An 846-nucleotide genomic window follows, 5' to 3' on the forward strand; every position below is an offset into this window, starting at 1 on the left:
GACTGATTTCACTGTTGTCATCAGCTTTGATAGTAATCTCTACTGCCCCAGCTGGAACAGTGTCAAGATTAATAGTAAACTCCCCAACTTCTCCCTCTTCCACAGGAGCGGAAATCTCGCTAATCTCAACTTGACCAGGGATTACTGGTTCATTATCAGTAATCTGGATCTCGGTGGATTCGATATTGAGAGTCAAGGGATATTTCTCGGAATCCCCAGTGCTGGTAATCTCGTAGCTGATGGTGCTGGTCTGCTCACCTTCGACCAGAGTGTCATCCACTGCCTTGACCTTAATGGTTTCCTGGCTAGTATCGGTGAGGCTGACCATCAGTTCAGTCTCGAAGCTCTCCCCATCGAGACTGATTTCACTGTCCTCATCGGCAGTAATCTTGATCTCTACTGCCCCGGCTGGAACAGTGTCGAGATTAATGGTAAACTCTGCAACCTCTCCCTCTTCCACAGGAGCGGAAATCTCGCTAATCTCAACTTGACCAGGGATTACTGGTTCATTATCAGTAATCTGGATCTCGGTGGATTCGATATTGAGAGTCAAGGGATATTTCTCGGAATCCCCAGTGCTGGTAATCTCGTAGCTGATGGTGCTGGTCTGCTCACCTTCGACCAGAGTGTCATCCACTGCCTTGACCTTAATGGTTTCCTGGCTAGTATCGGTGAGGCTGACCATCAGTTCAGTCTCGAAGCTCTCCCCATCGAGACTGATTTCACTGTCCTCATCGGCAGTAATCTTGATCTCTACTGCCCCGGCTGGAACAGTGTCGAGATTAATGGTAAACTCTGCAACCTCTCCCTCTTCCACAGGAGCGGAAATCTCGCTAATCTCAACTT

Annotated in this window: 1 protein-coding gene; it reads right to left on the bottom strand. The window is 48.5% G+C overall.

Annotated features, from left to right (window positions below):
- Positions 1–846, bottom strand: an 846-nt coding sequence (locus F6J99_RS04365) for a hypothetical protein (RefSeq protein ID WP_293111862.1), incomplete at both ends; no start/stop codon positions are given.

This window comes from Moorena sp. SIO4G3 (assembly GCF_010692305.1).
In the GTDB taxonomy this organism is placed as follows: domain Bacteria; phylum Cyanobacteriota; class Cyanobacteriia; order Cyanobacteriales; family Coleofasciculaceae; genus Moorena; species Moorena producens_A.